This window comes from Dokdonia sp. R78006 (assembly GCF_042466145.1).
Taxonomy (GTDB): Bacteria; Bacteroidota; Bacteroidia; order Flavobacteriales; family Flavobacteriaceae; genus Dokdonia.
In genome coordinates this window covers 1,642,798-1,667,779 of the sequence record NZ_JAXHBU010000001.1, presented here as the reverse complement: position 1 = coordinate 1,667,779, position 24,982 = coordinate 1,642,798, and the positions used below count along the sequence as shown (strand labels likewise).

Annotated in this window: 14 protein-coding genes; 9 read left to right on the top strand and 5 right to left on the bottom strand. The window is 37.8% G+C overall.

From position 1 onward, the window contains the following. The first annotated feature begins 90 nt into the window (after positions 1-90). Together rbfA and SJY37_RS07445 are read left to right on the top strand one after the other, a co-directional pair. Positions 91-483, top strand: a complete 393-nt coding sequence (gene rbfA / locus SJY37_RS07450) for a 30S ribosome-binding factor RbfA (RefSeq protein ID WP_013750162.1) — start codon at positions 91-93, stop codon at positions 481-483. Next, positions 484-1,689: an ABC transporter permease gene (locus SJY37_RS07445; protein ID WP_298330052.1), complete on the top strand. Its 1,206-nt coding sequence runs from the start codon at positions 484-486 to the stop codon at positions 1,687-1,689. Here SJY37_RS07445 and dusB read toward each other — a convergent pair. Then, on the bottom strand, positions 1,686-2,678 hold the full coding sequence (gene dusB / locus SJY37_RS07440; RefSeq protein WP_298330055.1) for a tRNA dihydrouridine synthase DusB: 993 nt from the start codon (positions 2,676-2,678) through the stop codon (positions 1,686-1,688). The two genes, SJY37_RS07445 and dusB, sit on opposite strands and share 4 nt — an antisense overlap. 227 nt (positions 2,679-2,905) lie before the next feature. Beyond that, positions 2,906-5,317 carry an outer membrane beta-barrel protein gene (locus SJY37_RS07435; RefSeq protein ID WP_298330058.1) on the bottom strand — a complete coding sequence of 804 codons (2,412 nt, stop codon included), beginning with the start codon at positions 5,315-5,317 and terminating at the stop codon, positions 2,906-2,908. 135 nt (positions 5,318-5,452) lie between these two features. On the opposite strand from SJY37_RS07435, the gene lepA reads away from it, so the two are divergent. Next, positions 5,453-7,249 carry a translation elongation factor 4 gene (gene lepA, locus SJY37_RS07430; protein WP_298330062.1) on the top strand — a complete coding sequence of 599 codons (1,797 nt, stop codon included), beginning with the start codon at positions 5,453-5,455 and terminating at the stop codon, positions 7,247-7,249. A gap of 53 nt (positions 7,250-7,302) precedes the next feature. On the opposite strand, the gene SJY37_RS07425 is transcribed toward lepA, so the two are convergent. After that, a complete protein-coding gene (locus tag SJY37_RS07425) occupies positions 7,303-8,019 on the bottom strand; it encodes a copper homeostasis protein CutC (protein ID WP_298330065.1) in 717 nt (238 codons plus the stop codon). 101 nt (positions 8,020-8,120) lie between these two features. Here SJY37_RS07425 and SJY37_RS07420 point away from each other — a divergent pair, with 101 nt between their 5' ends. From SJY37_RS07420 to SJY37_RS07400, 5 genes are all read left to right on the top strand, one after another. Beyond that, positions 8,121-11,063 carry a GH92 family glycosyl hydrolase gene (locus SJY37_RS07420; protein WP_298330068.1) on the top strand — a complete coding sequence of 981 codons (2,943 nt, stop codon included), beginning with the start codon at positions 8,121-8,123 and terminating at the stop codon, positions 11,061-11,063. A gap of 10 nt (positions 11,064-11,073) precedes the next feature. Further along, complete coding sequence (locus SJY37_RS07415) at positions 11,074-11,874, top strand: sulfurtransferase (protein WP_298330070.1); 801 nt, start codon at positions 11,074-11,076, stop codon at positions 11,872-11,874. 24 nt (positions 11,875-11,898) lie between these two features. Further along, entirely contained in the window at positions 11,899-12,927 is a 1,029-nt protein-coding gene (locus SJY37_RS07410) for an isoaspartyl peptidase/L-asparaginase family protein (protein ID WP_298330072.1), read from the top strand. Between the two features lie 1,809 nt (positions 12,928-14,736). Beyond that, positions 14,737-17,586, top strand: coding sequence for a DNA polymerase I (gene polA / locus SJY37_RS07405; RefSeq protein ID WP_298330366.1), 2,850 nt, complete (start codon positions 14,737-14,739; stop codon positions 17,584-17,586). Between the two features lie 11 nt (positions 17,587-17,597). Further along, positions 17,598-18,284 carry a tetratricopeptide repeat protein gene (locus SJY37_RS07400; protein WP_298330074.1) on the top strand — a complete coding sequence of 229 codons (687 nt, stop codon included), beginning with the start codon at positions 17,598-17,600 and terminating at the stop codon, positions 18,282-18,284. 112 nt (positions 18,285-18,396) lie between these two features. Here SJY37_RS07400 and SJY37_RS07395 read toward each other — a convergent pair whose 3' ends face one another. Then, a complete protein-coding gene (locus tag SJY37_RS07395) occupies positions 18,397-18,900 on the bottom strand; it encodes a hypothetical protein (RefSeq protein ID WP_298330077.1) in 504 nt (167 codons plus the stop codon). A 348-nt stretch (positions 18,901-19,248) separates the two neighbouring features. Here SJY37_RS07395 and SJY37_RS07390 point away from each other — a divergent pair, with 348 nt between their 5' ends. Further along, positions 19,249-21,939, top strand: a complete 2,691-nt coding sequence (locus tag SJY37_RS07390; protein ID WP_298330080.1) for an immunoglobulin domain-containing protein — start codon at positions 19,249-19,251, stop codon at positions 21,937-21,939. 87 nt (positions 21,940-22,026) lie between these two features. On the opposite strand, the gene SJY37_RS07385 is transcribed toward SJY37_RS07390, so the two are convergent. Beyond that, entirely contained in the window at positions 22,027-24,720 is a 2,694-nt protein-coding gene (locus tag SJY37_RS07385) for a DUF5916 domain-containing protein (protein ID WP_379952947.1), read from the bottom strand. Positions 24,721-24,982: the final 262 nt, after the last annotated feature.

Sequence of the window (24,982 nt, the reverse complement as noted above, 5' to 3'; positions counted from 1 at the left end):
GCGTAATTACAACCATTATTACTACTAAAGTTTAATGATAACTTACTTACACAAAAGTAATACAATTCAAAAAACGTATTTTTGCAGTCTATGGAATCAAACAGACAGAAAAAAGTAGCAGGAGTTCTTCAGAAGGATCTTGCAGAAGTTCTTCAGAACGCACTACGTGACAGTGGTAAGGGAGGCATCATTGTGTCCGTTACTAAGGTAAAAGTTCCTACAGACCTTTCTATTGCCAAAGTATATCTAAGCGTTTTCCCAAACGACAAAGCAGCCGATATACTTAAGGAGGTAAATCAAGTAAAACCTATTATAAGACATAATATCTCTCAACGCACACGCCACCAGCTGCGCCGTATGCCTGAGTTACAATTTTTTATAGATGATACACTAGAGTATCTAGACGGTATTGAACGCTCTCTTAAGCGCGAGGAAAATCCACTTGAAGATCCTAGCCTACTAGCGCGACGTAAAAAGATATAAATGCAATTTCCCTATTATATTGCAAAGAGATATCTTATTTCTAAAAGCGGCACGAATGCCGTAAATATCATCACACTAGTATCTGTGGTGAGCATTATACTAGGAACCTTAGTGCTGTTTATAGTACTTTCGGCTTTTTCTGGACTTAAGGAGTTTAATTTATCTATAACTTCTATTATAGATCCAGATCTAAAAATTGCTCCAGCTTCAGGAAAGACCATCACCCTATCTCCAGATCAAGAACAGCAGCTCAACTCCTTAAAAGGTGTAGCTTCTTATTCTAAAATTATTGAAGAACGTGCATATCTAGAGTATGACGGAAGGACTTCTCTTGCGTTCTTAAAAGGGGTAGATGAGCGCTACCTAGATGTTACTCAAATGGACAGCACCATATTTGTAGGCTACTGGCCTAGCCCAGGAGAACCTGAGGTTACTATGGGACTTCTAGTACGCAAGCGCCTTTCAATAAACGTAGGAGATTATGGAAGCCTTGTCACTATCATGACGCCAAAACCAGGCACAGGACAAATTACAGACCCAACGCAGGCCTTTAACTCCTCTAAAGCGATGGTAAGCGGCGTCTTTCAAGCAGGAGATGCACTAGATAACGATCACGTTTTTGGTAATATTGATTTTGTAGGTTCTCTCCTTGATTATCCAGTAAACCAAATAAGCACCATTGAGTTTAAACTAAAACCAGATGCAGATGAAGATAATCTGCGAGAAGAGTTAAGCACTATTTTTAATAATAATATCATTATCAAGAATAGAATAGAACTCAACGATGCTCTTTATAAAATGCTTAATACAGAGAATCTGGCTTTATACTTTATATGTACGCTCGTACTTATTATCGCTCTTTTTAGCTTCGTAGGAAGTCTAATTATGATTATTGTAGATAAACGCAAGCACATCAAGACACTAAGTGACTTAGGCGCGACACTACCTACTATAAGAAAAATAATATTTACTCAGGGCGCGCTCATGATTGTGATAGGTGGAGCTATTGGTATTCTACTAGGAGCAATACTTATAGTCCTGCAGCAACAATTTGGCTTTATACCAATCACCGCAGAACTTCCTTATCCTGTAAAGTTTGAAGTAATTAATATTGTGCTCGTATACGCCACTATATTAATATTAGGTTTTCTAGCAGCCAGACTTGCAGCTACTAGAATAAATAGAAAACTTATAGAAGACTCTTAAACGAACTGGTAGTCACCAAATTCTTTTTCGATAAGATCAAGTGCGCTAAAAACATCTTCACTCTGATCTGATGTCACAAGCTTCATACGATATTCCTTAAAGTGAGGAATCCCTCTAAAGTAATTTGTATAGTGTCTTCGTGTTTCAAAAACACCCAGCACCTCACCTTTCCAGTCTATAGACATCTGTAAGTGACGCCTTGCGGCTTCTATACGTTCTTTCATAGTAGGAGGCGCCTTGTGCGTTCCCGTTTCCATGAAATGCTTTACTTCATTAAAAAACCAAGGATACCCTATACTTGCACGACCTATCATCGCACCATCTAGTCCATACTTATCACGCATCTCTATAGCGCGTTCTGGTGTGTTCACATCGCCATTACCAAACACTGGAATATGCATACGAGGATTATTCTTCACCTCTGCAATAGGACCCCAGTCTGCGTCTCCTTTATACATTTGCGCGCGCGTACGTCCATGAATAGATATGGCTGCACAACCTACATCTTGCAATCGCTCTGCAACCTCAACTATTTTTATACTATCGTGATCCCAGCCTAGACGCGTCTTTACTGTTACTGGCAGCTTGGTATGATTAACCATCGCTCTAGTAAGACTCACCATCAAATCAATATCCTTCAAAATTCCAGCTCCCGCTCCTTTAGAAACCACTTTTTTCACTGGACATCCAAAGTTAATGTCAATAATATCTGGACCACTCGCTTCCACAATCTCTACACTGCGCAGCATAGACTCCTCTACAGCACCAAATATTTGAATTCCTACAGGGCGTTCTTTTTCATAAATATCAAGCTTCATGACACTTTTGGCAGCATCTCTTATCAAGCCCTCACTAGAGATAAACTCCGTATAAACCACATCTGCCCCCTGCTCTTTACACAACGCCCTAAAAGGTGGATCACTCACATCCTCCATAGGCGCCAGTAATAGCGGAAAATCTCCTACATCTATATCTCCTATTTTTGCCATTATTCAGTATTAAAAAGTGTGGTAATAAATGTTACCACTGTTTTATTGTAAACGCATTATGTTTTTAGTACGCTTTCGCGAAAGCGTAACAACCGCAAAGGTACTTTCTTTTTCTAAGTGAATAAAACGAAGCGCTCAAGAAGTAATTGTAAAACGGATTTGTCTCTAAACAACAAAACCACTTCGTTGAAGTGGTTTTGTAATAGTATTATCGACGAATACTTGTCTTAATTATTAATCCTATTTCGCTCTGCCTTATCTAAATCGCGATTATTATCTTTCAACTTATAGTTTCCAAAATTATATTTGAACCCAATTCTAAGAAATTGAGTCTCCAATTCAGGAAAATATTGATTATCTAGTCCTTCGTACTTTGCGCTCACGTTAGCATTTGCTCTATTCAGAACATCACCTACCGATAAGCTCAAAGAAGCTCTCTTATTCCATAAAGACTTACGAAGACCTAAATCTAATTGAATAGTTTCATCTTGCGTGTATGAACCTACTATAAAACTGGACAAGTACTCAAACGTCACAAAACCCGTTAAGGTCTTTTGCTTATCTAATGTGAGATAGTTTCCTATGTAGGCATAAAATCCATTTACATCATTTTTAAAGCTAGTGTTTGTAGATCTGTTTATAAGGAATGAATCCTCCTCATGAAAAGCACTTAGATACACGCTTGTATAAAGCCAGCTACTTACAGAGCGACCATGGCTAAAATCTAGCCCCCAAGATTTACTCCCCAAAGCATTCTGGCTGTCTGACCTCAACACTTGATTCTGGTTATCTTGCGTGGCTACCGATACAATGTTCTCTCCGTTATCTCTGTAATAAACATCAAAAAAGTATTCATCTTTCAATGAATAGTTCACATTGAATTGATGGCTAAAAGATGGTTGCAACCCAGAGTTCCCTATAATAAAGTTATTTTCATTTATAAAATATGCAAAAGGGTTAAGATCTTGATAACGTGGTCTTTCTAACCTACGAGAATAATCTATCGCAAAGCTGTGATTTTCGAAAGGACTATACTGCACATAAGCACTAGGGAATAGTTCGAAATAATCTAACTCCGTCTTCGTATTTAAAACAATAGAATTCCCTACGCTATTTGTTTGCTCAGCTCTCAAACCACCTTTAATAGACCATTTTTCCCAATCTCTATTAAACGAAACATAAGCAGCGTATACATTTTCATCATACAAGAAGTTGTCATTTTGAGCCTGCTCAAGTCCGGTATTTTCTACATTGTTTAAATCAAAAAAATCAATTTTAGATTGAGAATCTATAATTGCAACTTTGGCACCTGATTCAAAAAACACCTCGCCAAAACTTGTATTGTAATCTACTTGTCCAGTAAAAATCTCAATATCTTGAGTAGCATCTGTTGCAAATCTTATGTTACTGAGCACATCATCACTTTCATTTGTATAGACTGACCCTAGTCGCTGTAATTTATTGCGATCAAAGCTAGTAAAGTGCGCGCTTGTACTAAGCTCTCCTTTCTCTAGGGCATATGTATGCTTTAAATCAAAAGCTATATTATTACGATCGCTATCTATAGAACTCTGTGTTCTTATAAAAAATGGATCTTGCGAGGGAGACACAACATCTGTCGTTGCTCTTGTAAATTCAAAAACATCTGGAGAAAATAAACCTATTACAGACAAACTAAGCTGTGACTTCTCCGTTAACTCATAATCGACTACAAGATTTGCATTATGTGCCTTAGACCACGTTTTGCGCTCAAAATCTTGATCCCAAATTGTACTAACACCTCCATCTAAATAATTAATTAAGTTATCACTCTGCTTTGTAGCTTTAAGCGGATTATAACTATAATTAAAAAACAAGCTTACCTTATCGTTTTTAAAGAAATGGCTGGTACCAAAAGTATGTTTTGGGTAAATCGCATAAGTACCTGTAGCACTTACATTCCCTTTGTAACCAGCTGCAACAGCCTTAGAAGTATTGATATTTAAAATAGCTCCTCCCTCTGCATCATATTTGGCTGGAGGATTTGTAATTACCTCAACAGACTTTATATTATTTCCATCTAGGCTTTCTAGTAGGCTTCTTATCTCTTCAACACTAAGTTGCACTTTTCTATCATTGAGATATACAGTGACTGGCTGGTTCCTTACATTGATCCCTCCTTGAGTTACCACCACAGCTGGCGTGCGCCTTAAAATATCAAGAGTACTTCCAGTAGAGAGAATACTATTTTCTACATTAAACACAAGTCTATCCGCCTTACGCACAACAGTAGGTGTCTTGGCAGTAATTGTGACTTCATCTAAGCTTTCTTGACTAGCTTGTAAAATAATTGGAGGAAGCGTTTTATTTCCCGAAAGGGAAAACACACTAGTTGTAGCATCTTCAAACCCTACAAAACTCACTTTAATATAATACTCATCAGCTCCTTTTAGTGATGAAATTACAAAAGACCCATTGTCTTCTGTAATAGTACCTTGTACAATTTCCTTTTCTGCATCTAGCAACACTACGTTTGCAAATGGAATAGGTTGTGCATTAACATCTTGCACTTTACCACTAATGTTAAAGTCTTGAGAATAAGCGGAAAACGCTGTTAACACTATGAATATGAGAATGAGGGAGTTCTTAATTTCTGTCATAAGTTGATAAAAATAGGTAGAAACCTAATAATGAGCGCAATGTATTTAACATTTTTTTATAATAATTATTCTAATCTTTAATACACTTACAATATGGCCTCATATCTCGTATATTTGCAATCTATTTGAGAGACTATGAAGAACATCCGAAATTTTTGCATAATTGCCCATATTGATCACGGTAAAAGTACACTTGCAGATCGTCTACTAGATGAGACTGCAACAGTTACAAAACGTGAGTCTCAAGCACAACTGCTAGACAGTATGGACTTAGAGCGTGAGCGTGGAATCACGATCAAATCTCATGCTATACAAATGGAATATGTATATGAGGGAGAAAATTATATTCTCAACCTCATAGACACTCCTGGACACGTGGATTTCTCTTATGAAGTATCTCGAAGTATCGCTGCTTGTGAAGGAGCTTTACTAGTTGTTGATGCTGCTCAAAGTATACAAGCACAAACAATTTCAAATCTTTACCTAGCATTAGAAAATGATCTTGAAATCATACCTGTTCTTAATAAAATAGATCTTCCAAGTGCAAATCCAGAGGAGGTAACAGATGATATTGTTGATCTCTTGGGATGTGATCCTTCTGAGATTATTCCTGCTTCTGCAAAAACTGGAATTGGCATTAAGGAGATTCTTGCTGCAGTAATCAATCGTATTCCTGCACCAAAAGGAAATCCAGACGAGCCACTTCAAGCACTTATTTTTGACAGTGTTTACAACCCCTTCCGTGGTGTGGAGACTTACTTCCGTGTTATTAATGGGAGTATCAAGAAAAACCAACAAATTAAGTTTGTTGCAACAGGAAACACATACGGCGCAGATGAGGTAGGTACGTTAAAACTTACGCAAGCCCCAAAACAAGAAGTAAAAACTGGTGATGTAGGCTACCTAATCACTGGAATAAAAGATGCCCGCGAAGTGAAAGTGGGTGATACAATTACAGATGCTAAAAACCCAACACGAAATGCTGTTGCAGGTTTTGAAGATGTAAAACCAATGGTTTTTGCCGGTATCTACCCAGTAGATACGGAGGACTACGAAGAGCTTCGTAACTCTATGGAAAAACTACAACTTAATGATGCTTCTCTAGTTTTTGAACCGGAAAGCTCTGCAGCACTAGGTTTTGGTTTCCGTTGTGGATTCCTTGGAATGCTACACCTAGAAATCATACAAGAACGTCTTGAGCGTGAATTTGACATGACGGTTATCACTACGGTACCTAACGTGTCTTACCATGCCTTTACTCATAAAAACCCTGAGGAGATTATTTTAGTAAATAACCCTTCAGATCTTCCAGAACCTTCTTCATTAAACAGAGTAGAAGAGCCTTTTATTAAAGCAACAATTATTACAAAATCTGATTTTGTGGGACCTGTCATGTCTTTATGTATTGAAAAAAGAGGGCAGATTGTAAGTCAGACATACCTTACTACAGAAAGAGTAGAGCTCAATTTTGACATGCCACTTGCAGAGATTGTTTTTGACTTTTATGATCGTTTAAAAACTGTATCAAAAGGATATGCTTCTTTTGATTATTCTCCTATAGGTTTACGCGCATCAAAACTTGTGAAGGTAGATGTACTTCTTAACGGGCAAGCGGTAGATGCTCTGTCTGCATTATTACACCAAGACAATGCTTACGATATAGGTAAACGTATGTGTGAAAAACTAAGAGAGCTAATACCACGCCAGCAGTTTGATATTCCAATACAAGCAGCTATTGGAGCTAAAATTATCTCTCGTGAGACGGTAAAAGCACTTCGTAAGGATGTAACGGCTAAATGTTATGGTGGAGATATCTCTCGTAAGCGTAAGCTACTAGAAAAACAAAAGAAAGGTAAGAAGCGTATGCGCGCCGTGGGTAATGTAGAGATACCACAAGAAGCGTTTATGGCGGTTCTAAAGTTGAATGATTAATCATCAACTACGATAATATCAAAGGGTGCAGTTTACAAACTGCACCCTTTTTTTTATAGCCTATTTAAAAGTGCTTTTATTTTGGAAACATCAGAGGTTTGAAGTAAGTTATTTTCATGACCTGCTAGCGAGTGCATTTTTATAGCATGATTATACCCAACCGTGCTACTACTTAAACTACCATGCACTTCGCTAAAACCAGCATTCTTAAATTTCATAATATTATCAACAGAAACTCCTCCACCAGGTAAAATACCTATACGATTTCTAGCCGCTGCTAGTAATTCCCGCAAGGTTTCATAACCTTCATTCACATTAACATTCATTCCAGAAGTTAGAACCCTACTAGCTCCTATATTTATTAGCAGCTCTAAGGCAGCAAGAACATCCGGCGTCCAATCAAAAGCGCGATGAAAGGTAAAAGGCAGTTCGCCACATTCAGCTATTAAGCGTTTAGTTCGTACCGCGTCTATCGTAAAGTCTCTATTTAATATCCCAGAAACTATCCCTTGTGCACCTTGCGCTTTCGCGAAAGCGATATCTCGCAACATCACATCAAAATCGGCTTCCGAGTACATAAAATCTCCAGACCTTGGCCTTATCAATACAAACACAGGAATCTCAAGTTCTTGCAGTACCTTCTCTATCAAACCATGACTAGGAGTAATCCCTCCAAGTGACAGCTCTTGACAAAGTTCAATACGGTGCGCTCCTGCATCTTGAGCAGCCAGCGCACTTTCAAACGAGTTTGCACATATTTCTACTTTCATACATTAAAGATACTAAACCATATGTGCCCTTTCTTTTAATGTAAAAGTCGGTTTAAAGAATTACTGCTTTTCTGTATCTTAGACACAAACCTACCATATCAATGCGCTACCTACTCTCTCTTTTTCTTCTCCTACTTACAGTCACTAGTTGCGAGCATATTACGGAGGTTACTCCCGCTCAAAAAGATCAAGACCTTATAAGCTATGTAAATCCAATTATTGGCACCGGTGGTCACGGTCATACCTACCCTGGGGCGACCATGCCTTTTGGTATGATGCAGCTTAGTCCAGACACACGATTAGATGGCTGGGACGGTTGTTCTGGGTATCATTATGATGATGATTTCATCTATGGTTTTAGTCACACACACCTAAGCGGCACTGGAGTTTCAGACTATGGAGATATCCTATTGATGCCTTCTACTGCCATAATGTTTAATAATGGTGCAAATGGAAAACCTGGTTATCGGGACCATTTTACGCATGACACTGAAGTAGCACAACCTGGATATTACAGCGTACATCTTGACAACTCAAACATCGATGTAGCACTTACTGTTGCTGCTCGTAGTGGTGTGCATAAGTACGCTTTCGCGAAAGCGGATTCTTTAAAAAACTTTGTGATTTTAGATCTTGAGCACCGTGATGAAGTACTGAGCACCAAAATAGATACACTCTCTAGCACAGAACTCTCGGGACATAGACACTCCAAGGCTTGGGCTAGCAACCAAAAGCTGTTTTATTACATTAAAACATCACACAGTTTCAAATACCTAAAGCAACCAAAAGGGACGAAGAACGGCGCGATATCGCACAAAGCTGCATTGCAGTTTGACAATCCCAAGAATGAAGAAATCATCATAAAAATCGGAATATCTGCCGTAGATGAAGCTGGGGCGCGAAAGAACCTAGAAACCGAAATAGGAAACAAAACCTTTGACCAAGTAAAGCAAGAAGCACAAAGTACTTGGGAAAGTCAGCTAGAAAAAATTGTTGTAGAAAGTGAAAACTCAGATTACAAAACTAATTTTTACACTTCGCTATATCACACCATGCTAGCCCCTAACCTTTATCAAGATGTGGATGGCCGCTACCGAGGGATGGATCTAGAAATTCATCAAACAGACGTATTTGATTACTACACTGTTTTCTCACTGTGGGACACGTATCGCGCAGCCCACCCTTTATACACCATCATAGAAGAAGAGCGCACCAATGATTTTATAAATACTTTTCTTGCCAAGTATGATGAAGGTGGTATTATGCCCATCTGGGATCTAGCTGGCAACTATACAGGCTGTATGATAGGTTACCATGCAGTACCCGTAATCGCAGATGCTTATATGAAAGGAATACGTGATTATGATGTAGATAAAGCTTTTGAAGCGATGCTTCATAGTGCCTCACAAGACAAACTTGGCCTTGCATCTTACAAGAAATACGGTTTTATACCTGCAAATGACGAAGCAGAGTCTGTATCAAAGACACTAGAATATGCTTATGACGACTGGACCATTGCTCAAATGGCGCAAGAAATGGGTAATGAAGAAATCTACCAAGAATTTACAAAGCGCGCGCAGTCTTACAAAAATGTATATGATCCTTCTTCTGGTTTTATGCGAGGTCGCATGCGCAACACATGGTTCTCTCCTTTTGATCCCTTTGAAGTAAATTTTAATTATACCGAAGCAAATGCCTGGCAATATAGTCTCTATGCGCCTCAAGACATAAGTGGACTTATTCATCTTACCGGTGGAAACAAGGCTTTTGAAAGAAAACTAGACACACTATTTACGGCCGAGACTGCAACTTCTGGTCGTCACCAGCAAGATATCACAGGATTAATAGGACAATATGCACATGGCAATGAACCTAGCCATCACATGGCATATTTATACAACTACATCCAGAAACCATGGAAAACACAAGAGCGTGTACACGAGATCCTAACTACATTATATACCAATTCTCCAGATGGAATTTCTGGCAATGAAGATTGTGGGCAAATGAGCGCATGGTACGTACTAAGCTCTTTAGGCTTCTACCCTTTAACCCCAGGAAGTAATGAGTATGTAATTGGCACGCCATTATTTGATAAGGCTACCATACATTTAGAAAATGGCAATAGTTTTATCATTGTTGCACAAAATCTTTCTGAAGAAAATATACACATTGAAAGTGCGTATATGGACGATAAGGCTTACCCATATTCATACTTGAAACATGAAGATATTATGGATGGCGGCGAACTCATATTTAATATGGCAGCTACTCATTCCCGATGGGCAAAACACCCCGCGCATAGTCCTAAAACAAGTATTGAGAATAATAAATTTACAGCAGCTCCATTTATAGCACAAGGAGAAGCCAACTTTAAAAAAGACACAGAAATCACACTCGCTACCACAGATAAAAATGTGGATATTTTCTACGCTCTAGAAGAAGATGGCAATAACTTCAAAAAATACAGACTGCCCATTAAAATTAAAGATCACAACAACTTACGCACCTATGCGATGGGTCGTCATGGACAAAGTGCTACCATAGAAACTCCGTTGTTTAAACTAAATGAAAACTATAGTCTCACACTAGACGCTACCTACGCAAATGCATATAATGCCGGTGGAGATAATGCATTGATAGATGGAGTAAGAGGAGTAAAAGAATTCCGTTCAGGAACATGGCAGGGTTATGATGCTCAAGATGTACTAGCTACGCTAGACTTAGGTAAAGCACAAACCATCACTAGTATTGAAACTGCATTTTTACAAGATCAACGCAGTTGGATTTTCTACCCTACAGAAGTAACATTACTTACATCTATGGACGGTGAAAATTTTGAAATCTATCACCAAGAGCAAATTGATGCTGCTTCTCGTGATGAGGACATAGCTATTAAAAGTATTAAAGGGATACAACAAGGTACACAAGCGCGCTATATACAACTTATAGCAAAGACACTAGGAGATCTTCCAGAGTGGCACTTAGGTTTTCCTTATCAAGGAAAAAGTTGGGTATTTGTAGACGAAATTGTAGTGCAGTAACAGAATAATTATGGTAGATCAAGTAGTTTCAGTACAGTGGCTTAAGATACATCTTAATGATGACAATATTGTATTACTAGATGCAAGCGCTCATTTTAATACTACTTCAAACATCCGCGGAGCGCAACACTTTGATATTAAAAACACTTTTAGCGACACAAAAAGTTCTTTTCCCAACACATTTCCTCAGCCTGCACAGTTTGAAAAAGAATGCCAAACCTTAGGCATAGATAGTGACAGTCATATTATCGTATATGATGACAAAGGGATTTTTACCAGTCCGCGCGTGTGGTGGATGTTTAAAACAATGGGGCATCACAATGTATCTGTATTAGACGGTGGCCTTCCAGAATGGATAGCAAATAATTTTCCGGTTACAACGATTGTTAATGTAAAAAGATCTCCAGGCAATTTCAAAGCTCACCTTGATGAGTCTGCTATTAAGAGCTACGCACAAGTAGTTCAAAATATCACCACCTCAAACTGCCAACTCATTGATGCCCGATCTAGCGGTAGGTTTAATGGAACTGATTCAGAACCTAGGACACATATACAAAGCGGCCACATTAAAAACTCCTTAAACTTACCGTATACAGAAGTTTTAGATAATGGAAAGTTTAAGTCTAAGGAAGAATTAAAACTCACTTTCGACAATCTTAATCTTGCAGACACGCCTATTATTTTTAGCTGCGGTTCTGGAATTACAGCCTGCATCATTTTATTTGCTTTGGCCTTAATTTCAGATAGAGAGCTTAGTGTTTATGATGGCTCATGGACAGAATGGGCAGAAAAGCAAGAACTATTTGTTTAATATCACTGTAGTACATATTGCATTATGAACAGAAGAAAATTTATAAATAAATCTGCAGTTGCGGGAGCTGGGATTGCCACAGGCGCAAGTTTGATGGCATGCAATGACCTAGGCGCAAGCACTAGTGATGTGGACAATACCGCTTTCGCGAAAGCGCAAAAAGAAAATATCAAAAAACCATCTCCTATTGCCATTTGCACATGGGGCTTTTCTGGAGCTACAGCAAAAGCTGGCGAACTGCTAGACAATGGCGCTAATGCTCTAGATGCTATCATAGCAGGCGTTGCTGCGGAAGAAGAAAATATAGAAAATACTACAGTAGGGATAGGAGCCACACCAGACAGAGAGGGTAATGTCACGCTAGATGCCTGCGTAATGAATTCTGATGGAGACTGTGGAGCTGTGCTTGCAGTTGAAAATATTGTCAATGTCGCTGCTTTAGCCCGCAAGGTTATGGAAGAAACGCCACACGTAATCTTAGCAGGAAAAGGCGCCGAAGAATTTGCTTATGAGCAGGGGTTCACGAAACAAAAACTACTCACAGAAGAACGCAAAGAAGCTTGGAAAGAATGGCTAAAAACTAGTAATTACAAACCTGAAATTAACATAGAAAATCACGATACCATTGGGATGCTTGCTATAGATCACAACGGAGATATTGCAGGTGCATGTACTACATCTGGATTAGGTTATAAAATGAAAGGGCGTGTGGGAGACTCTCCCATTATAGGATCTGGGCTTTTTGTAGATAATGAAGTGGGTGGTGCTGTAGCAACAGGAATGGGAGAAGAAGTACTCAAGACAGTAGGAAGCTTTTTAATTGTAGAGTTAATGCGTTCCGGGATGTCACCACAAGCTGCTTGCGAAGAGGCAATCCATAGAATCACAAAGAAGGGATCTCGTTTTAAAGATTTTCAAATCGCATATATTGCTTTGAATAAATCTGGTGAAACGGGAAGTCATTGCATTCATAAAGGATTTACGATGATGAGATATCAAAATGGTGAAAATGAGAACTTTTCGTCATCATACTATGAAAATAAGACGAATTAACATAAATTTTTAGACTACTTGTTAAAATAGATGTATTGCCCTTTATTCTCGGTGAAATACGCAAATTACAGTGATTTTAGTAAGAATCAAAAAATTGAGGCTGAATATGACAATTCACCAATCACTGATCAACAGGAGGTTACACCATGCAACAGCACTTCATTTTATTTCAAGACAATATTCTATCTAAAGAATTGTTATATATTTGCGTGAGCCTGTAAGGCAAAAAATATTTAAGACTGTTGTAATTGACTTTAAATAATCAATTATGATTTGGGGTGAAAGCCAAGCATTCTTGCTTGGCTTTCTTTATACCCAAAAGTCAAGGATTGGCTTTCACAACAAATTAGAACGGGGTCGCGAGTAGACGAGCTCTAATGCTAGTACATTTTTTAAACGAGCGGTTTCATGTATTTCTCATTCTTGCTTGGCTTCTACTGTGATTTAGGTTAAGTTCCAACACCCGATACGTTCATTTTTTTCATTGACAAAAAAACGAACCAAAAAAGTCTAGACTTAATCGAACTTTACTAAAAATTTTTTTCGTTGCGGCGCAAACTAAAAGCCATTGATGATTTTGTCTTATTCTGCTGACTTCGAAATATGACTAGCAAATAATAATTGTGAGGCTATCGCTAGTTTGCTCAACCCTCCACTTACTTCATTTTTTTTTACGTAAAATTCGCTTAGGTCATTTAAAATAAATGCAGACTATAAAGTGTTTATTCTTAGAAATCGCGAGTTCAATGGCTACCCAAAAAACTGCCCGGCTTTTATTCGATTCATTTAAACTTTTTAAAAAGTTTGTTCATTTTTTTCATTGACAAAAAAACGAACCAAAAAAGTCTAGACTTAATCGAACTTTACTAAAAATTTCTTTCGTTGCGGCGCAAACTAAAAGCCATTGATGATTTTGTCTTATTCTGCTGACTTCGAAATATGACTAGCAAATAATAATTGTGAGGCTATCGCTAGTTTGCTCAACCCTCCACTTACTTCATTTTTTTTACGTAAAATTCGCTTAGGTCATTTAAAATGATTGTGAACTAAAATGTTTATTCTCAAAAAATTATGGATTCAATTGTAGTTTTAAAAACAATAGTTTTCATTCCATTAATTGAATCCTTTTCAAAGAAGTCGTTCATTTTTTTCATTGACAAAAAAACGAACCAAAAAAGTCTAGACTTAATCGAACTTTACTAAAAATTTCTTTCGTTGCGGCGCAAACTAAAAGCCATTGATGATTTTGTCTTATTCTGCTGACTTCGAAATATGACTAGCAAATAATAATTGTGAGGCTATCGCTAGTTTGCTTTACCCTCCACTTACTTCATTTTTTTTACGTAAAATTCGCTTAGATCATTTAAAATAATTGTGAACTAAAATGTTAATTCTCAAAAAATTATGGATTCAATTGTAGTTTTTAAAAACAATAGTTTTCATTCCATTAATTGAGTCCTTTTCAAAGAAGTTGTTCATTTTTTTCATTGACAAAAAAAACGAACCAAAAAAGTCTAGACTTAATCGAACTCTACTAAAAATTTCCCTCGTTGCGGCACAAACTAACAGCCATTGATGATTTTGTCTTATTCTGCTGACTTCGAAATATGGCAATAAATCAATAATTGTGAGGCTATCGCTAGTTTGATTTACCCTTCACTTGCTTCATTTTTTACGCAAAATTCGCTTAGGTCATAAAGTTTGGCACTACTATTTATCAACACCGCTGCTATATCTAAGCACATCTTCTTACATTTGAGTTTTAGCCGTCATACGCTTTCGCGAAAGCGTAATTCAAAACAACTTCACGTGACCAATACCACCGAGAATACCCAGAAGAGATTATTTCTACTAGATGCATATGCGCTCATTTTTAGAGGATATTATGCGCTTATAAAAAACCCACGTATCACAAGCTCCGGAATGGATGTAAGTGCAATCATGGGATTTACTAATAGTCTCTTTGATGTTATAAAAAGAGAACGTCCAGATCACCTCGCAGTGGCCTTTGACAAAGGTGGAAGCTCTGCACGTGTTGAGGCTTTTGAAGATTACAAAGCAAACCGCGATGAAACTCCAGAGGCAATACGTATTGCGATTCCTCATATCCAAGAGATTCTTAAGGCTATGCACATTCCCATCATAGAACGTCAGGGTGTGGAAGCAGATGACCTTATAGGAACACTATCTAAGCAAGCCGAAAAGGAAGGTTTCAAGGTGTACATGGTCACACCAGATAAGGATTATGCACAGCTAGTTTCTGAAAATATATTTATGTACAAGCCTGCCCGAATGGGTAACGGTATAGAAATCTGGGGTATTCCGGAGGTGCAAAAACGTTTTGAAGTAGAAAACCCGCTACAGGTAATTGATTACCTAGGTATGATGGGTGACGCGTCTGACAATATACCTGGACTGCCAGGTGTAGGTGATAAAACGGCAAAGAAATTTATAGCTGCATACGGATCTATGGAGGGTTTACTGGCAAATACAGATAAGCTCAAGGGTAAGATGAAGGAGAAAGTTATAGAAAATGCCGAATTAGGCTTACTTTCAAAAAAACTAGCGACTATCATGCTAGATTGCGACGTGACTTTTAACGCAAAAGACTACGAACTTTCTGAACCAGATGCCGAGGCAGTGGGGAAAAAGTTTGAAGAGCTTGAATTCCGCCGAATGAAGGATCAGTTTATCAAAATATTTTCTGGAGAAGCAGATCAAGGAACGCAAGTTTCTTCTACACCTTCGGCTAAGAAAGCGGTTGCTTCTAGTGCTGGAGCTGGTCAGTTTTCATTATTTGGTGGTGATAGCGGAGCGACTGCTGCGGCAGTTTCTGATGCGTCAACACGAAAGACTATAAAAGACACGAACCATTTTTATCAGAAAATTGATAGTCCGCTTGCGCGAAAATTATTTATACAAAACCTCAACAATCAGTCTTCTGTTTGTTTTGACACAGAAACTACAGGTCTCGATCCGCTTGTTGCAGAACTAGTAGGGATTGCTTTTTCATGGGAAGCAGGAAAAGGATACTACATTCCTTTTCCGGAAAGTAAAGAAGAAGCTCAGGTACTTATAGAAGAGTTGAGACCTTTCTTTGAAAATACCGAAATTGAAAAGATAGGACAGAATTTAAAATACGATATCAAAGTACTTGCTAAGTATAATGTAAAGGTAAAAGGAAAACTCTTTGACACCATGCTAGCACATTATCTCATCAATCCAGATATGCGTCATAATATGGACGTGCTAGCGGAGACCTATCTTAACTACACACCTGTTTCTATCACAGAACTTATAGGGAAGAAAGGAAAGAACCAGAAATCGATGCGCGATGTTTCTATAGATGATCAAACAGAATATGCAGTAGAGGATGCAGATATTACTTTACAACTTAAACATCATTTTGAAAAAGAGCTAGATGAGGCTGGTACTCGAAAGCTATTTGATGATATTGAAATTCCGTTATTACGTGTGCTAGCGGCTATGGAAGTAGAAGGAATCAATCTTGATGTATCTTTCTTACAAAGCCTTTCTGGTGATCTCAATGCAGATATAGAGCGTCTTACATCAGAAATTTTCGCGGAAGCGGGAGAAGAATTTAATATAGGTTCACCTAAGCAGTTGGGTGAGATATTATTTGACAAAATGAAACTTGTCGACAAGCCTAAAAAGACAAAAACTGGGCAGTACTCTACTGCCGAAGATGTGCTATCGTACCTCGCAAAAGATCACGACATCATCCAGAAAGTACTAGACTATCGCGGCTTATCAAAATTAAAATCTACCTATGTAGACGCACTACCAGAGCAAGTAGCTCATGATGGACGTGTGCATACAGATTACATGCAAACGGTTGCAGCTACGGGACGTTTGAGCTCAAACAATCCTAACTTACAGAATATTCCAATTCGTACAGAACGTGGCCGTCAAGTGCGTAAGGCTTTTGTGCCTAGAGATGAAAACCACACCCTACTTGCTGCCGATTATTCTCAAATAGAACTGCGCATTATTGCCGCGTTAAGTGAGGAGGAGAACATGATCCAAGCATTTACAGACGGAGAAGACATTCACGCTAGTACGGCTGCCAAAGTTTTTAATGTGCCACTAGAAGAAGTTACTCGCGAGCAACGTAGTAATGCGAAGACGGTAAACTTTGGGATTATATACGGAGTGTCTGCCTTTGGACTTTCTAACCAGACCGATTTATCTCGTGGCGAGGCAAAAGAACTTATAGATAACTATTATAAATCATACCCAAAACTACGCAACTACATGAGCGAGCTTGTTGAGTTTGCGAGAGAAAATGGTTATGTAAAAACAGTATTAGACCGTCGCCGTTACCTTAATGGTATTAACTCCAGCAACGGAGTTGTGCGAGGCGCAGCCGAGCGAAATGCGGTGAATGCACCTATACAAGGAAGTGCTGCAGATATTATTAAAATCGCGATGATTAATATTTTTGAAAAACTAGAAAACAGCGACTACAAAACAAAGATGCTTCTTCAAGTACATGATGAACTTGTTTTTGATGTTCCTAATGACGAACTAGATGCCATTAAAGAGCTAATCAAGACAGAAATGGAAAGTGCTTTTAAGATGGCCGTGCCGCTTGATGTTGAGGTTGGATTAGGACAGAATTGGCTAGAGGCGCATTAGAGTTAAGTCACATGCAAAGATTTTCAATTATTTTATTAACCTTATTAGTTTTCAGCTCTTGCGATATAAGAAGTGCAGATGATTACTTCGATGAGGCTTTTGATCTAGAAGAAGATGGCAAATATGAAGAAGCTATAGGGCTTCTGAATAAAGCTATTAACAAAAGACGAAACTTTCGACCAGCATTAATTAATCGCGGTGCTGACAAATCTATGATTGGTGATTTTGAAGGCGCAATTGAGGACTACAAACTTATTCTTGCATTTGATCCCAAAAACACTATGGTCTTAAACAATATTGGCAATAATTTTAAGCGCCTTGAAAAGTATCAGATAGCGATAAATTATTATAACGAAGCTCTTAAAACAGAAGGTGCCATAAAAAGTGATAGTATAAGACTATTTATTAATTATGCAGGTAGATGGGACAGTGATTCTGACTACCGTGTAAAAGATTTTGAAATAATACACGAAAGAGGAATAGCTCATTTATATCTCAATAATTATAATTCTGGCATAGAAGATTTAAAAACCTCAATAAAATATGGATTTGAAATTGGGAATAGCCACAGCTGGCTGGGTCAAACATTTCTCAAATTAAATGACACATTAAATGCCCGAAAACATTTAAAAGAGGCTGTAACCTATGGATTTATTGATGCGGAAAAATTATTAAAAGGTTTAAAAAAAAGTGAATAGATTAGTCTACAATATTAGAAAAATAGAGTATTAATATTTTTTTACAATGACAAAATCCCAAACATCTTACGATGTTTGGGATTTTGTCATTGTACTATTTTATATTTTCTAGTTACTCTCTCACGTAAGTAGATATTGCCATTGTATCGTCAAAACCTCCCGAAGGAGCATTATTTAATAAATCCCTAGTAAGTGTTTCTTCAAATCTTAAAGTGTCCCTATCTACAGAAAGCGTTCCTACTACACCATTATTAATAGTTACTGTTCTCTCGTTTTGAATATATGACGGAGGGCTTACATAATTTACTACAACTAAGCATACAAACTCATTCAGGTGTCCGTTACCATCATCGTCAACACAGGTAGTAATAGGATAAGGTGGTATCACCGTGTTATCTGTGCTAAAATTAATCTGTTGCGGACTCAAAACTGCTCCGTTTTCTTCCAATAGGTTGGTAGAAAAAATACCATCATTATTTAAGTCTAACGGTACCGTAAGGTCGTAAGATATTTGTCTGTACACGCCTCCCTTAATGCTGTCTTTCTTATTCACATCATCATTACCACAGCTAGAGAAGCTAAATGATACAAGGCAAAAAATAATAATTCTTTTCATAACAAAATTTACGCTATCAAATATAGAGCGTTCTATCATGAGTTATTGAGTAAGCATGAATAATTTTAACATTTTACTCAAATTTGTTAGTTATAAAACTTGATAAATTTTAAAAAGCAGTTAATCATCAGAAGAACTAGCTTTCTTTTTACGCTTTCGCGAAAGTGTAAAAAGAAAAAACCCCAAATTCTTATTACTAAGAATTTGGGGTTTTTGTTTTAAATGCTAACCCATAGTTACGTAAAATAAGACTTACGGCAAACCATTTAATAGCTAGCTAACAAAAACCTCAAATACGTAAGTAAATTCCTCAATAAAATTATACTTTAGCGTTTCTAAACATCAATCATGAAAAAAATCAACTTACTAATCATTTGTTTGTTAGTCTTTCAGCTAGCAAATTCACAAACTAATCTAATTACCAATGGAGACTTAGAAAATTGGTCTTCTACTTCGCTAGACAATTGGCAAAGTCAAGAGGGATCTATTTCTCAAGAACTTGTAGAACTCACTAGCGGCGCAAGTAGTGCCCTATTTGTAGATGGCGACACTACTCCCAGGCTTCTCGCATTAAACTTCCCTGTAGAGGCAGGAAAAACCTATACTTTGAGCTATGATTTTAAAGTAAAAACAGGATCTAGTAATTTTGGACAACAAGTTATCGGGACTAAGTATGGAGGAGCAGACTTTTCTCCTTACACTTCAAGCAGCCGTATACCTCAGAATTTTGACTGGAACACTAGAGAAGTAGAAATAGAAGTTACAGAAACTGAGGACTGGCAGTTTGAAATAAGTCTCGGTAATTTTATTGATGAGGCATTTGAGGTATATATAGATAATATATCATTTACAGAGGTAATACCAGAGCCAGATCGAGATGCACTAATTGCAATATATAATGCATTAGATGGACCTAACTGGACAAATACATGGGATTTAGATGCTCCTTACACACAATGGTACGGAGTATCATATGATCAAACAACATATAAAGTAACAAGACTTGCCCTTTTCAACAATAATCTCTCTGGCGAAATCCCTGAAGAAATAGGACAACTTGACGCTATATCAGAACTCTACTTAGGTAGAAATTCGAATATTACAGGAGCTTTTCCACAGGCTATATTTGAACTACAAAATTTAATTGCCTTATCATTAGACAATACAGCAAATTTTAATGAACAATTACCTCTAGGCCTGTTTGAGATGCCCAATCTAGCATTTATAAGTTTAAAAGGCTGTGGGTTTACAGGGGAGTTACCTGAAACAATAACAAATGGGGCTCAAATAGCTCGTTTAGATTTGAGCTTCAATAATCTTACAGGGTCATTACCTCAAGATTATGGTAATTATACATCATTACAATATTTAGATTTAGAGAGAAATAACTTAGAGGGTGTGGTTCCTGATTTATCAAGCTTAACCGCCCTCACTCAACTGAAACTGCGAAGTAATAATTTTACTGGTGTTTTTCCTCAATATATATTTCAATTTGAACAATTATTCAGTCTCGACATGTCAGGCAATGATTTCGAAGCTTTTTCTTTACCAGATGACGCATTTTCAAACTTGCAAATTATTAGATCGCTGTGGCTAGGAGAAGTTTCATTACAAGGTTCTCTACCAAGTAGCATTGAAGATTTACCAAATTTAGAAATAGCTGTTTTTAGTGGGAATAACTTAAGTGGCGTGATTCCGCAAATTGCGAGTCCAAATTTCAATTTTCTAGCTCTAGGCGAAAATAATTATGTTTTTGATGATTTAATTCCTGGAGTAGATTATTACAATGAAACTACAACTCTAACCTACAGCAATCAAAAGAAATTAAATCAAGAAGAGGAGATCTCAATAATGAATGATCCCATAACCCTATCTGTAACGGGGGTGCCAAATATGAATAATACATTTCAATGGTTAAAAAACGGCTCCCCTATTGAGGACGCTACATCTCCTTCATTTACAATAGAAAATCCGAGCTCGTTAGATGCGGGGATTTATACATGTGAGGTTAGTAACTCAATAATTACTGACCTCATACTTACTCGTAATAACATAACACTTACTGGAGGTACTTTACCAGAACCAGACAGAGAAGCTCTCATCGCTTTATATAATGCAACAGATGGAGAAAACTGGAGTACTACTTGGGACTTGACTCAAGGATATGATACTTGGTTTGGAATCACTACAGATGATCAAAACAAAGTAACTCGCATAAACTTGCCTAATAATAATCTTGTAGGTACCATACCTTCAGAATTAGCAGACCTAGATGCTCTAAGAGACTTGGTGATAAGTAATAATGAAATAAGTGGAGTAATCCCACAATCACTAACTGCGCTCGAGCTCTTAAGCACACTAGATGTCGCTATCAATAAATTATCTGGTGATATCCCATTATTAAATTTATCAAGACTTAGCTTTTTTGCTCTTAATGACAATGAGTATATTTTTGAAAACCTAGAACCTGCAATAGACTACTATCCGTCTGGAGGGCCTTTAATTTTTAATTATATAGGACAAGCGAACATTGATGACGAGCAAACTCTAGCTATCACAGAAGGAGAAGCCGTGACACTCTCTGTAACAGAAACTTCAAGTGCCACAAACACTTATGAGTGGTTTAAAAATGGAAACCCCATTGATGGTGCAACAGAAGCAGATTTCACAATAGACAGCCTTGTGCTTGCAGATTCTGGAGCATATACCTGTGAAGTAAAAAACATTGAGGTACCCAACCTTACACTTACTAGAAATACTATCACACTCGATATAACTTTAGGCGTTAATAATAATAACTTTTCTAATAGTGTTTCTATTATATCTAATGCTAAAGAAAAACAACTAAGTATTGAAACAAACGCAAACTTACAAAGTGAAGTTAGCCTTACCGTTTATAATTTACTTGGCCAAATAGTGGTTTCCACTTCGTTTATTGAAGCTACAACCTTACCTACCTCGACGTGGAGTAGTGGTATTTATGTTGTTAAGCTACAATCTGAAAATACTATTGTAACTAGAAAGGTGCTCATAAAATAATTACGCTTTCGCGAAAGCGCAACAAAAAAATAAACCCCAAATTCTTACTGTGAAGAATTTGGGGTTTTTAATTATAAATCGTTCAGCTTACAACACAAAACGGTACGTCCACTTCACTAAAAACGTATTTCTAATTTGCTGTCCTAGCACCTGACTATCAAAAGCTTCCGTTAGATTTTCTCTAGAAGACGCTCCTCCTTCTATTCCTTGTGACCAAACTAAAAATACTTCTGAGCCGGGGATGTATTCCCACCTTGCCACAAGGTTAGAACGAAACTGCACAAAATTGAAATCTGGATTACCAAAACTATAGTCTGCAGTACCATCTACATCTTCATCTATGGCATAGCCTCCGTCTATCTCACTTATTTGATTCTGATTAAATAGTGTAACTCGCTCGTTTAGATTTTCATTATCACTATCTGCTACAAAATTGAAATTAGTATAAGTTCCTTTAGCAATGAATGGCTGCGCATAATACTGTATGGTAAAGTTAGGATTGATATTGTAATTAATACGTAATGTCGCACTTAGCGTTTCTTGCTCAATCTCCCCAGTTATATATCTCGTCCCAAAAGTAGCAGGCGCATACGACTGCTGTGATACGTATTGCGTTTTATTAGGGTTCATATCATATTGCGTAGAGAGTGATAAACTCAATGCATCTAGAGGTTGATAGTTGAGACGTAGCTCGTACCTATTTAAGGAAAAGTTATCTTGTTTTGCTTGAGAATTTACATATATCGCGATTGCACTTAATTTCTTACGTTGATCTGTACCCACAGCAGCAAAATAAAAATTCTCTTCATTAAATCTCCATCGTGGCCCGCCACGCAAAAAGGAGTTTATAAATATGCGAGGTTTATGCGCACCACCTACTTCTGTAAACCAATTGTTCTTCCAATTAATTTCTGCTCTACCTTCATACTGAATACGGTTGAAGTTTCCATCAAAATCATATTGCGTGGTTTGCTCTACCCCTACATTTGCTTGTCTATACCAAGAAGTTGAGTTATTCCAAAAGCGCCTCACACTTGCAAATTGCACAATTCTATCTGCGCGACGCAAGAAACCTATGTCGTTGAGCTCTAACCCTGGAGATCTCCAGTTTCCTCCTAGTTCGTATCTCCACTTACCGCTCCCTCTACCTATAGCTAGATTACCACCAGTTCCTGAGAGACTTGTCGCATCTGGGTCTACTTCTAGATGATTTGCATCTACTCGCTGGTATAAATGTGTAAGTGACGTCTGCGTATTTAAAATAGCTTGAGGGTCTCCATTTACACGACTTATAATACCACGACCTTCTACATAATACTTGCGATCTTTCCAGTTATGTCTAAAATCAATTCCTCCAGTATAAGCTTGGGTATGGAGAAAATCTAGACTACGCTCCATATCTCTATGAGTTGTGGTAAATATCCCGCCTACAAAAGAGTTACGGTCATTAAAGTCTTTCTGTATACGACCTACAAAATAATTAGTAAGTGGCTCGACTAGCTCTTTGCGCTTTTCTCCTAAAAGTCCATCTAACTCCAGAGGGTCTGTAATCTCTTCTCGATTGTCTATTTCAATCTCGGCAAATTCTTTTCCTGTCACACTTTCTAGCACGCCTATAGTCCAGCCATCCTTTGTTTTACCACTAAACTTTGCTGCTCCTAATATGGTAGTGTTGGTAGGGAAATCTTCGTACTCTCTTTTTGAAGCATCAAATGTGGTTCCTCCTTGTGGAGTGCGCCCTATACGTCTGGGGAAAAATACATTATCTGCTCCACCGCCTACTCTAAAATCAAAGACACTCTTATTTTCTACAAAGAAAGGACGACGCTCTTCAAAAAATATTTCAAATCCATCTAATGCAATAGCGCCTGGATCTGCATCTACTTGTCCAAAATCTGGATTTACCGTAAGGTCTAACGTAAGATCATTTGTTATTCCAATTTTTGCATCGAGCCCTATATTTCCGCCAAAATCGTCTCCATCTCTAAAGGGATTACCCGCCTCTTCCTCAAATGTATCGTACTGACCTAATACAAAAGGCTGAATCTCTAATTGTTTCTGTGGTTTGATTCCTTTAATTCCTCGTAGTTCTCCAAATTCGCTCACCCATCCGGGAGGATTGGCAGGTAGCGGTTGCCAGGTAGAACGCTCTTCATTTGCAAAGTAACGTCTTGTAGATTGAATGCCCCAAGTTTGCGCATCTTCTGCACTAAAGCGCAGCTGACTCAGAGGTATACGCATTTCTGCCGTCCAGCCCTGTTCATCTTCTCCAGTGGCTAGATACCAGATAGGATTCCAGCTACTATCAAAGTTGCCATTGTTTGACACAAACTCATCGCCTTTTACTCCCGAAGCAGAGGCAGTAAAAGAAAATGCCGTGCGATCGTCATTATAACTATCTATATTAATCTCTACCCAATCACCTGGAAAATCGTCTCGACGCCCTAGCCTTCTCTCTATTCTAGACTTATCACTTTCAAGACAATGAAAAGCCACATAAAGATTTTTATCATCATACGTGATTTTCATTTTAGTCTGCTTAGTAGGAGGTGTACCCACATCTGGCTCAAACTGTAAGTAATCTGTAGACCACTCCACATTATTCCATGCAGCATCAGAGAGGTCTCCATCTATATCTGGAGCTTCACCATTAATGGCAATTGTGTTATACACCTTCCTAGGTATGGCAGTTTCAGTTGCTTCTGTTTGGGCAACTACATTAAGGGAACTTAGAAAAAGGAACGCGATTACTGCTCTGAGTTGATTGATTTTAGGTAACATTGGTTTGGTTTTGATTGATTTACTAGAAAGACTTCAATCATCTCAGAATGTGACAACAACTTCCTTGTTTTAAGGTTTTATTAACACAATGTATCGGGTTACGCTTTCGCGAAAGCGTGAAAATCACAATTAATAGTACTCGTTTACACCTTTATAATAGGACATATAAGGCTCATAAAAAGATCAATATAAAATATAGTCAGACAGACGTTTGTGTGATAAATAAATTTATGTACTTTTGCAAACCCGTTTTTAGGCGGGA

Bases quoted from the DNA above. Each gene is read 5' to 3' on its own strand.
- rbfA (WP_013750162.1), top strand. From the start codon at position 91: ATGGAATCAAACAGACAGAAAAAAGTAGCAGGAGTTCTTCAGAAGGAT.
- SJY37_RS07445 (WP_298330052.1), top strand. From the start codon at position 484: ATGCAATTTCCCTATTATATTGCAAAGAGATATCTTATTTCTAAAAGC.
- dusB (WP_298330055.1), bottom strand. From the start codon at position 2,678: ATGGCAAAAATAGGAGATATAGATGTAGGAGATTTTCCGCTATTACTG.
- SJY37_RS07435 (WP_298330058.1), bottom strand. From the start codon at position 5,317: ATGACAGAAATTAAGAACTCCCTCATTCTCATATTCATAGTGTTAACA.
- lepA (WP_298330062.1), top strand. From the start codon at position 5,453: ATGAAGAACATCCGAAATTTTTGCATAATTGCCCATATTGATCACGGT.
- SJY37_RS07425 (WP_298330065.1), bottom strand. From the start codon at position 8,019: ATGAAAGTAGAAATATGTGCAAACTCGTTTGAAAGTGCGCTGGCTGCT.
- SJY37_RS07420 (WP_298330068.1), top strand. From the start codon at position 8,121: ATGCGCTACCTACTCTCTCTTTTTCTTCTCCTACTTACAGTCACTAGT.
- SJY37_RS07415 (WP_298330070.1), top strand. From the start codon at position 11,074: ATGGTAGATCAAGTAGTTTCAGTACAGTGGCTTAAGATACATCTTAAT.
- SJY37_RS07410 (WP_298330072.1), top strand. From the start codon at position 11,899: ATGAACAGAAGAAAATTTATAAATAAATCTGCAGTTGCGGGAGCTGGG.
- SJY37_RS07400 (WP_298330074.1), top strand. From the start codon at position 17,598: ATGCAAAGATTTTCAATTATTTTATTAACCTTATTAGTTTTCAGCTCT.
- SJY37_RS07395 (WP_298330077.1), bottom strand. From the start codon at position 18,900: ATGAAAAGAATTATTATTTTTTGCCTTGTATCATTTAGCTTCTCTAGC.
- SJY37_RS07390 (WP_298330080.1), top strand. From the start codon at position 19,249: ATGAAAAAAATCAACTTACTAATCATTTGTTTGTTAGTCTTTCAGCTA.
- SJY37_RS07385 (WP_379952947.1), bottom strand. From the start codon at position 24,720: ATGTTACCTAAAATCAATCAACTCAGAGCAGTAATCGCGTTCCTTTTT.